This is a genomic window from Haliscomenobacter sp. (assembly GCF_033763495.1).
Classification (GTDB): domain Bacteria; phylum Bacteroidota; class Bacteroidia; order Chitinophagales; family Saprospiraceae; genus Haliscomenobacter.
The window spans coordinates 18,990-28,061 of the sequence record NZ_JANRKL010000130.1; the positions used below are offsets into that span (position 1 = coordinate 18,990).

Here is a 9,072-nt window from a genome sequence, read left to right on the forward strand (position 1 = left end):
CCCGAATTTTTGAAAAGTCAAAATCGGGCATAAACCTAATCGCGGAGCGATTGAATTTAGAGTAGTCCCGGTCGTCCGCGGGGTCGATCAGTTCTAATTTTAGGCGCTGGTCTCCAGACTTGCACTAGCCAAAACAGAACTGATCGGCCCTGCGGACGACCGGGGTAAATAGTTGGGTCAAATTGGCCGCAACCACGGCAGTGGTTGAACAAAATTGAGCAAAAAGTTCAACCGCATCCGCGGTTTGTCATCCCAAAAATTCGGGATGACTCATGTTTCTTTATTGGTTAAACCAACTTGCAATGTCTCAATATCGTATCATTTTGTACCATATACTAGCATGGTTGTTTTTTTTCTCCTTGCCTATTTTGTCCACATGGCCTAGCGCAGCAGCAGGGATTCGATTGCCGCGGCCACCAGAAATATTCTGGATGAGCAGTTTATTACAATTGATGCTTTTTTACGCCACTACTTATTGGCTGATGCCCTATTTTTATTTAAAGAAACAATACTTGTGGTTTGTGCTGGGAGTATTGGTTTTATTGACGCTACGTGGATGGGTACTTTTTTCCATACCCAAACCAGAACCCATCCGCGTTCCCTTAAATATGCCCCGCCCTACGGGAACCGGGATTCCAATTGCGCCGATTTTTATGGTTTTCCCAGGCTTTGCCACGGTGGTGCTTGGAGCAGGTTTTCGGCTCATTTTAGAACATCGTAAAGTGGAACAACAGCAAAAAGAGCGGGAAACCGAATCCTTACGCTCCGAACTGCGCTTTTTACGTTCGCAAGTCAGCCCACATTTTTTATTCAATGTACTAAACAGTTTAACGGCTTTAGCCCGCAAAAAATCAGATTTATTGGAGCCTTCGTTGCTCAAACTTTCAGATTTGATGCGCTATGCTTTGTATGAAACGGAACAAGACCTGATTCCGTTGGAAAGTGAAATTGATTACATCGAAAACTACATCCAATTGCAGGAGTTGCGTTTTGATGAACACATGAAGCTGGACATCAAGATCGAGCGGGAGGGCTTAAGCCATCAACAAGTTGCGCCGATGCTCTTGATCCCTTTGGTGGAAAATGCATTCAAATATGGCAGTCAGGTGGTGGAAACCCCCTTTATCTCGCTACACTTGTACATCACTACCGAAAACCATCTGGTTTTGCAGCTCAAAAACGCATGTTTGGCCTCCGAAAAAGCTGTGCTGCAAAGGGTAGGACGAGAGCAAGCTACGGGATTGGGACTGAGCAACTTGCGCCGTAGACTGGCTTTGTTATATCCCGATCAACACCTTTTGCACAGCGAACAACTACCTTCCGAATTCAGTATATACCTGGATATTGCCTTATAACTCCCTAAAACCTCTGTCTATGAAAAGTATAATTGTAGATGATGAACCTTTGGCTTTGGATTTATTGGCCGATAATCTGGCACAAATACCTTTTGTGGAAAATATGGCCCGCTGTAAAAACGCTTTTGAAGCCATCCAGGCTATTGGCACTCATCGCCCCGATCTGGTTTTTTTGGACATTCAAATGCCAGGGCTGGACGGTTTATCTTTCCTCAAAACTCTACCGAATCCACCCATGATTGTTTTTGTCACGGCGCATAAGCATTATTCGCTGGAGAGTTACGAACTCAATGCGCTTGATTATTTGGTCAAACCCGTCAGTTTTGAGCGCTTTCTTAAGGCGTGTACCAAGGCTCAGCATTTGTATCAACTGCAGCAGCGCGCAACCCAGATGATTGCACCCGAACCCAAGGATTTCATGATGATACACATTGATTACAGCCTCGTCAAGGTAGCTTTTCAGGATATTTTGTTTGTAGAGGGATTGAAGGATTATGTCAAAATTTTTCTACTCAAAGAATCCAAACCCCTGGTCACTCGCTTGAACCTGAAAGCGGTGGAAGATCAGTTGCCCCCGGCTCAGTTTGCCCGGATTCATCGCTCCTATTTGGTGGCTTTGGACAAGATTGAAACGCTGAATAGAAAGACGCTCAGCATCGCCGGGTATGAGTTGCCTATTGGGGATTTGGCGTGGGAGCGTTTGCAGGTTTATTTTCATCTCAAATAACGGTCTCCACTTTTTTCGCCTTGATCTACACATAATTCTGGCTGGTCTACACTTGGCGCTGAGCGTCAGATGGCCGACCAACGTATTACTGCAATCAGGGCATCTTTGGATGTGCGAGCTCAGTACAAAACACTCATTTTTACTCAAAACTCATGTTTATGAAGCGTATTTTCACCTGGATCGTCAGCTTTTTTTGTTGGGTTTGGCTTATCCCTTTGGTTGCCCAAAACAACAGAGGCAGCGTGGTAGATTCCAACACCATTGTCCAGCTTTTGCGTAGCTACAAACCAGATCGATTCTACCACGGCACTTTAGGCGAAGTTTTGCAACAATTACAGGCCGAAACGGGTATTCGCTTTGAAGCTAGTGCCAGACTGCTCAGCAGTACTCGCATCGAAGATCGGCCTTTTAACCAAAACCTGGAAGAAGTGCTCAATCGATGGAGCAAACGCTTGCAAATCAAATGGCTAATTGACGGCAAAAACCTAAGCATCTACCTGCTACGCCGCAGCGACACCAACAGCAATACTCATCTTGATACAAAACCCGACCTCTATCAAGGACCACCCAAAGCCACTAATTTCACCCTCAGCGGAGTGATAAAAGACGCCAGCACCGGGGAATCTTTACCCTTTGCCAATGTGCAGGTAAAAAAATCCAGCGTTGGCACCAGCTCCAACGCAGATGGTTATTTCACTTTGCTTAGAGTGCCTAGCGATACGGTCAGTTTGATCATTTCTTATCTTGCCTATCAGCCACTTGAGTTTAAACTAAGCCCCGATTTACCCAAAAGCAATCTACTTATTGAGTTGACAGCAGAAGGCTCTTTTCAACTAGATGAAGTCACTATCCTCGCGGCAAGTGAAGCCTTGATGCGTCCCAAAGAATCGGGTAATATTGTGCAGTTGACCCCAAAACAATTGGCCAAACTTCCGAACGTGGGGGAACGCGACATCATGCGTTCCCTCCAACTGTTGCCAGGGGTGTCTGCCGCTAATGAAAGCACCTCGGGTCTTTTTGTACGAGGAGGCACTCCTGATCAAAACTTGATTTTGTATGATGGTTTTACGGTGTACCACGTTGATCACTTGTATGGTTTTTTCTCTGCTTTCAACTACAATGCGCTTAAGGATTTACAATTGTATAAGGGTGGCTTTGAATCACGTTTCGGAGGGCGCCTATCCAGTGTCACCGAAATTACGGGTAAGGTAGGTAATGCCAGGCGTTTTTCGGGTGGAGGTGACCTGAGCCTATTAAGCGCCAATGCCTATCTTGAAGGGCCAATTGGAAAAAAAATTACCTTCCTGGCCACAGGGCGTCGCTCTTGGAAAGGGCCATTGTACAATCAAATTTTCAATCGCTTCAAAGGTGAAGAAGAAGGCCCGGGCCCAGGGCGGCGTTTGGGTGGAGCCGGCGGAGCTGGTGGAGCTGGTGGAGCTGTTGGAGGGCCTTTCGGAGGTTCAGGCGGACCCAATTTTAACTCTACTGTCTCTTCTTATTTTTACGATTTAAATGGAAAATTAACCTGGAAGGCCAGCAAATCCGATATTTTTTCCCTGAGTTTTTTCAATGGCACAGATTACCTGGACAACAGTACCAGCATTAATTTTGGCGCATTGGGTGGAGGAGGTAACCGCAGTGGAGGCATTAGCAATACGGACTTGACCAATTATGGAAATATAGGTAGTAGTTTGAAGTGGTCTCGCCGCTTTTCACCCAAGTTGTATGGCAATACCCTCCTGAGCTTTTCTAATTATTACTCGGATCGCGACCGCACCAATCAGGGCACCATTACCAATCCAGATGGGGAAGAACGGGAAATCCGCAATGGGTTGATCGAAACCAACAATGTTAAGGATTGGAGCCTTCGCTCTGATTTTACCTATGACATTGACGATCAAAGCACCTTGGTATTTGGCCTGGCATTAACCTATTATGACATCGCCTATTCGTTCAGTCAAAACGACACCATTTCAGTTTTAGACCGCATGGATCAAGGCGTATTGGGTGCCCTGTACCTACAAGATAAGATCAGCCTTTTGGATAAAAAACTGGATTTTACCCCGGGTATTCGTGCATCTTATTTTGAGCCTACTGGCAAAACCTATTTCGAGCCTCGTTTGAATACGACCTATCGATTGACTTCACGGATTCGCCTGAATGCTGCCTGGGGTAGGTACTACCAGTTTGCAAACCGAGTGGTGCGGGAGGATTTGCTTTCGGGCAGTCGCGATTTCTGGATTTTGTCGAATGACCAAAATATACCCGTTAGTTCCGCTTGGCATTACATTTTAGGAGCTGCTTACGAAACGCCCGAGTACTTGTTTTCGGCTGAAACTTATTACAAAAAATTGAATGGCATCTCGGAGTATTCTCTGCGTTACTCCTTGCGTCCGGGACAAATTAGTTACGAAGAGAATTTTTATTCTGGTCAGGGTTTTTCCCGTGGTATTGAGTTGTTGGCACAAAAAAAGAGTGGAAAGTACACGGGTTGGGTGAGTTATACGCTGGGGCAAGCTCGCAACCAAATCAACATCTATGGCGACGACTATTTTCCAGCGAATCAGGACGTGAGCCATGAATTTAAAGCAGTAGGAATCCGAAAAATAGGCCGTTGGGATTTGTCGGCTACCTGGATTTATGCTACAGGAAGACCATACACCGCGCCAGACGGCGGGTACAGCATTACCCTTTTGGACGGAACGGAAGAAGACTACATTACTACAAGTGCAAAAAATGGGAACCGCCTCCCTGATTATCACCGCTTTGACGTGGGGATAACCTGCAATTTTAATCCGCGCAATGACGGTAATGAGCGGGGTAGCGTGGGGCTATCGATCTTCAATTTGTACGGACGCAAAAATGTGTGGTACAAGGAATACCAGATCGATGAAGGTGAAGTATTTGAAGTGGATAAAAACTACCTGGGATTCACCCCCAATCTCACTTTCACCCTTAAATTCTAAAATTTATTGACCATGAAAGTAGCAATTTTCCAATATATCAAATCGTGCATGGCAATGGCTCTTTTATCCCTCAGCCTTGCCGCATGTGAGGACAATACAGGCATTGAGTTCAATGACGTACCCGTAGTGGAAGGTTATTTGTACGAAGGAAATCCAGTTGAAATTCAACTTACCCGCAAATCCCCTTTTGATACAGAATTGAACCTAGATCCTGCAGACCTTGACGCGCTCAACATCAACATCAAAAGTGAAGGGAAAAATTATGTTTTATTGCCCCAAGGCGATGGACTTTACCGCAGTGGCAACGATGGATTGACCATTCAAGCAGGTCAAACCTACCAATTGGAATTTGAGTTCAAAGGTAAAACGGTGAGCGCGGAGACCACCGTTTTGGCAAAGCCTTTCGGATTTACACAAGATGCGACTTCCATCAGTATTCCTCAAATCTCTTTTCCACCTAGCGGAGGAAGGCCGAATTTTCCTGATCCAGTCAAACTCAATTGGAACAATGCCGATCAATCTTACTACCTGTTGGTTGTTGAGAATACGGAAACCAACCCAGATCCCATATTTGATTTGGGGATCACACGTCCTTCGCGCTTGTTTCGGGTAGAGCCAACTCAAAATAACACTTTTGAATTAAGAATCCAGCAATTCCAATATTATGGGCAACACCGGGTCATTTTGTACCATATCAATCCAGAATATGCACTGTTGTACCAGGATTCTGGTGACAACTCGCTCAACCTGAAATCTCCTCCTACCAATGTCAAAAATGGACTGGGCATTTTCACCGCAATTAGTTCGGATACTTTATATCTAAATGTTACCCGGTAAAGAACTCTTAGGAGAGGGTTAAGTTTGCTGAATCAGGGAAATCATCGAGTTTTCAGCAAATGAAGATGGCACTGCGTGGGAGCGGTGCCATCGTTTTTTTAGGTACGTTTCTTTTCCTTTACGGTCAAGTATAAGCGTAGTGTGGGATTGAAAGCACTTCACTTTTAGTTCATTCTTATGGTTGTTAGTATTCAATTCGCTTAAATTTAGCAATTCCACCCGCATTACGCTTATACACTGTTGTGTGTTCGCTTTTTTTCAAATTAAATATTCATTGTATTATTTAAATCATTTTTTCTTTGTATTTCAAGTGTTTATTTAGTTTCCCATTTTTAAGTCCATCTTTGAACTGCTTCTACTGAGTCTAATGGTCTAGTATTAAAACAAATTTTTGATTTTGGTGCATTGCTATGAATCACATTGATTATTTTTTCAAAAAGAAATAAATGTTCATTTATCGTCCGAATTCCTGCACCTATCATAATACAATCAAAATTATTGATTTTTAAAATTTCAACAATTGTCGATGCAGCTGTTTCTCCAAGGTCAGTGAAACAGTTATAAATTTCATAGCCTAATTCTGTCAATCGTTTATTCGCTTGAATTGCTTCTGCTCTAATTAGTTCACTATCTATATTTTCAGGTAGGTTATCAAAGTTAATTAATTTTGGATCTATACCTACTAATAAAACTTTTTTCACTTCATTCATAATTTGGGATTTTTTAAGTCATTTTTAAGTGACGCACAACTCTTGCACTACCGCAACTCTCCCTCCTGCCGTTCATTGCCACAGTAGCTATTGACTGCAATGAGTTTAAAGCTACAAGAAAATAAGGAAATCATGCATCAAAATGGCCATGTTTTTTTTTTTAAAAACACTTCTAATTTCCCGATTTTTCAGCACCACAAATGGCCTCCCTTTTTCGGCCAATTCCCGGTCTCGATCTGATTCGGGATCACTTCAAAAGCCGCAGTACAAAAGCGGGTTAAATTGAACCCAGTTGGCATTTTACAGATCAGAAAACCCGCCAACTATTCCCCAAAATTCCGAAAAATACCGACCTTTACCCCATGAAGGACATCTTCCCACACTACCACATTGGGCATTTTGTCAACCAGCCTGAGCAGCCGCTCGATTTTGAAATCACCCGCTTCGAGGAAATGGGCGAACTCGATATTCAAGACCCCCACAAGCACACCTTTTACGAAATCCTCTGGTTTGATGAAGGGCGCAGCACCCAAGTCATTGACTACCGGGAATACGACATCCTCCCTGGCACCTTGTTTTTCATCTCCCCCAACCAGATCCACCATTTTGAAGAGTACCAGCCATTACGGGGCGGAAGTGTGTTTTTTACCGAGCATTTTTTCCTGCTGGGCAACTCTGATCAAGAGCGCCTTTTTGAACTCACGTTTTTGGACAATTTTTTCACTACTCCCTATTTTCAACCTGATGCTCAAACCTTTGCAGAAATTCGCCTGACTATCGACCTGCTTATTAAGGAAAAAAAACGCTCCGATTGGTCGCCCTCCATTGCACAGTCCCTGCTTCAGATTTTATTGGCGCAAATCCAACGGGGCATCGATACCCGGGAAAAACCAAACGCCACAAAGCGAAACGTAATACTCTACAAAAAACTCAAAACCCTGCTCGACCAGCATTTTTGGGAAGCGTTGACCGCCAATGATTACGCCCAAATGTTGAACGTAACGCCACACCACCTCAACCTGGTCTGCAAGGCCGTGACTGGAAAAACGACCAGCCAGTACATCCGCGCCAGGAGCATCCTGGAGGCCAAACGCCTGCTCACGTTTTCGGATTACAGCGTATCAGAAATCGCTACTGAATTGAGCTACTTTGATCTGTCCTATTTTGCCAAAGTGTTCAAGGCCGAAACTGGCCTGGCGCCCCTCGAATTCAAAAAGACAATGTCCGAAAAATACCGAAACTTGTAGGTATCGTCTTAACAAGCCGGGGTTTCTTGCCCACATCTTTGCAGCATCAATCACATCATTATTATTAATCCATGCAGAACAGAATCTGGTTCATCACCGGTATATCCGGAGGTTTGGGCAAAGCCCTCGCCGAGGCCGTCATGGCCCATGGCGATTTCGCAGTCGGCACCTTCCGCAGCGAGCAACAAGCAGCCGATTTCAGCAAACAAAACGAGGGCAAAGGGCTCGGGCTGGTCATAGACGTCACGCAGCAGGAGCAGGTGCGGGCGGCCTTAGAGGTGGTGCGAACCAATTTTGGGCGCCTCGATGTGCTCGTGAACAACGCAGGCTTCGGCTTCGCCGGAGCGGTAGAGGAAGCCTCGAACGAGGAGGTACGGGCGGTGATGGAAGCCAATTTTTTCGGCGCGCTGGAAGTGACTCGGCAAGCCTTGCCCCTATTTCGCCAGCAAAAAAGGGGGCATATCCTGCAAATCTCCTCGCACGGTGGCATCAAGGCCTTCCCCGGTTTTGGGATTTACAATGCCGCCAAATTTGCCCTCGAAGGCTTCAGCGAAGCGCTCGCCGGGGAAGTAGCGCCGTTGGGCATTCACCTTAGCATCATCGAACCGGGGCCTTTCCGCACGGGTTTTGCCGCAGGTTCATTTCAGGAGGCTTCCGCCAAAATTGACGATTACCAAGCCACTGCCGGGGCGTTCCGGGAACGGATGCGAGCTGTGAACGGCAAGCAGGAGGGCGACCCGGAAAAGGCTGCTGCCGCCATCTACCACATTACTACGTTGGAAAACCCGCCCTTGCGTTTGCCCTTGGGCAAAATACCCCTGACCACCATTCAGGCGAAGTTGGACAGTGTGCAAAAAGACTTGAACGATGGGCGAGAATTGGCAGAAGGGACGGTTTTTTAGCATTCGGGAATAATTGGTAAATAGCGGGGAAACATCGCCTAGCTTCTCGCGCTCCCTCGCTCCTATCTTTGTACCATCAAAACGAACAAAATTCCTTCAAACTTAAAATTGCAAAAATGACACATTTCACTGTCCCAACCAGAAGCGAGGTTTCCGAAAGCAACCAAGTCCTCTTTGACAACCTGCAAAAAGGCCTTGGCTTTGTACCCAATCTCTACGCCACCTTTGCCTTAAATGACACAGCACTGGGCGATTACCTTACCCTCCAAAACCGCAAAAGCACCCTGCGCGCCAAGGAACGGGAGGTCATCAACCTCGTGGTGAGCCA

The 9,072-nt window shown here is 45.6% G+C and carries 7 protein-coding genes and 1 pseudogene; 7 read left to right on the forward strand and 1 reads right to left on the reverse strand.

The genetic code is table 11. The annotated features are described in order from the left end of the window. Window positions 1-302: 302 nt before the first annotated feature. The 4 genes from SFV55_RS13620 (at window position 303) to SFV55_RS13635 (ending at window position 5,885) form a co-directional block, all read left to right on the forward strand. Window positions 303-1,355 carry a sensor histidine kinase gene (locus SFV55_RS13620; RefSeq protein WP_320030063.1) on the forward strand — a complete coding sequence of 351 codons (1,053 nt, stop codon included), beginning with the start codon at window positions 303-305 and terminating at the stop codon, window positions 1,353-1,355. Window positions 1,356-1,374: 19 nt separating this feature from the next. Further along, window positions 1,375-2,082: a LytTR family DNA-binding domain-containing protein gene (locus tag SFV55_RS13625; RefSeq protein WP_320030064.1), complete on the forward strand. Its 708-nt coding sequence runs from the start codon at window positions 1,375-1,377 to the stop codon at window positions 2,080-2,082. Between the two features lie 158 nt (window positions 2,083-2,240). Next, on the forward strand, window positions 2,241-5,048 hold the full coding sequence (locus SFV55_RS13630; protein ID WP_320030065.1) for a TonB-dependent receptor: 2,808 nt from the start codon (window positions 2,241-2,243) through the stop codon (window positions 5,046-5,048). Window positions 5,049-5,102: 54 nt separating this feature from the next. Continuing rightward, window positions 5,103-5,885, forward strand: a complete 783-nt coding sequence (locus tag SFV55_RS13635; protein WP_320030066.1) for a DUF4249 family protein — start codon at window positions 5,103-5,105, stop codon at window positions 5,883-5,885. A gap of 332 nt (window positions 5,886-6,217) precedes the next feature. On the opposite strand, the gene SFV55_RS13640 is transcribed toward SFV55_RS13635, so the two are convergent. Beyond that, complete coding sequence (locus SFV55_RS13640) at window positions 6,218-6,595, reverse strand: hypothetical protein (RefSeq protein WP_320030067.1); 378 nt, start codon at window positions 6,593-6,595, stop codon at window positions 6,218-6,220. A 362-nt stretch (window positions 6,596-6,957) separates the two neighbouring features. Between SFV55_RS13640 and SFV55_RS13645 the strand changes: the two genes are divergently transcribed. The 3 genes and pseudogenes from SFV55_RS13645 to SFV55_RS13655 all read left to right on the forward strand — a co-directional run. Next, complete coding sequence (locus SFV55_RS13645; RefSeq protein WP_320030068.1) at window positions 6,958-7,842, forward strand: AraC family transcriptional regulator; 885 nt, start codon at window positions 6,958-6,960, stop codon at window positions 7,840-7,842. A gap of 71 nt (window positions 7,843-7,913) precedes the next feature. Beyond that, on the forward strand, window positions 7,914-8,744 hold the full coding sequence (locus SFV55_RS13650; protein ID WP_320030069.1) for an oxidoreductase: 831 nt from the start codon (window positions 7,914-7,916) through the stop codon (window positions 8,742-8,744). 116 nt (window positions 8,745-8,860) lie between these two features. Next, window positions 8,861-9,072, forward strand: a pseudogene (locus SFV55_RS13655) (carboxymuconolactone decarboxylase family protein); the annotation flags it as partial.

Excerpts from the sequence above, each read along its gene's own strand:
- SFV55_RS13645 (WP_320030068.1), top strand. The coding sequence starts at position 6,958 with ATGAAGGACATCTTCCCACACTACCACATTGGGCATTTTGTCAACCAG.
- SFV55_RS13630 (WP_320030065.1), top strand. The coding sequence starts at position 2,241 with ATGAAGCGTATTTTCACCTGGATCGTCAGCTTTTTTTGTTGGGTTTGG.
- SFV55_RS13650 (WP_320030069.1), top strand. The coding sequence starts at position 7,914 with ATGCAGAACAGAATCTGGTTCATCACCGGTATATCCGGAGGTTTGGGC.
- SFV55_RS13635 (WP_320030066.1), top strand. The coding sequence starts at position 5,103 with ATGGCTCTTTTATCCCTCAGCCTTGCCGCATGTGAGGACAATACAGGC.
- SFV55_RS13620 (WP_320030063.1), top strand. The coding sequence starts at position 303 with ATGTCTCAATATCGTATCATTTTGTACCATATACTAGCATGGTTGTTT.
- SFV55_RS13640 (WP_320030067.1), bottom strand. The coding sequence starts at position 6,595 with ATGAATGAAGTGAAAAAAGTTTTATTAGTAGGTATAGATCCAAAATTA.
- SFV55_RS13625 (WP_320030064.1), top strand. The coding sequence starts at position 1,375 with ATGAAAAGTATAATTGTAGATGATGAACCTTTGGCTTTGGATTTATTG.